Genomic DNA, 463 nt, shown 5'->3' on the forward strand with positions numbered 1-463 from the left:
CGAAAAACTCGTTTAACTTCAGACACTTAACTCGCTTCGATCTCTCGTCGCGGGAGGTGAATAATACAGCATTCAGAAACGCTGTCAACCACCTTTTTACCGCCACCGGCTGGCCTTCAGCCTACCAGGAGAAGCGATAGCTTCTACTTAAAGACAAAACCCCTACCTGCATACGCAGATAGGGGTTTTGCGAAATGAATCTTGACGATGACCTACTCTCACATGGGGAAACCCCACACTACCATCGGCGATGCATCGTTTCACTGCTGAGTTCGGGATGGGATCAGGTGGTTCCAATGCTCTATGGTCGTCAAGAAATTCTGTTGCCAGAATGTCCAGATGGACAGCCCAGCGAATTCGGATATGCGATATTTGTGATGTTGCGAACTTTCGGTTCGTTTCGTCTTCACCACCACAATTTGGCTTTCGTGCGCAAATTGCTTGGGTGTTATATGGTCAAGCC

General features: G+C 48.4%; 1 rRNA gene. It reads right to left on the minus strand.

The features are described from left to right. Window positions 1-199 precede the first annotated feature (199 nt). Window positions 200-315: ribosomal RNA gene (rrf, locus tag RYH74_RS26160) — 5S ribosomal RNA — on the minus strand. Between the last annotated feature and the right edge of the window lie 148 nt (window positions 316-463).

Source organism: Pseudomonas sp. LSJ-87 (assembly GCF_032971465.1).
GTDB classification, from domain to species: Bacteria; Pseudomonadota; Gammaproteobacteria; order Pseudomonadales; family Pseudomonadaceae; genus Aquipseudomonas; species Aquipseudomonas putida_Z.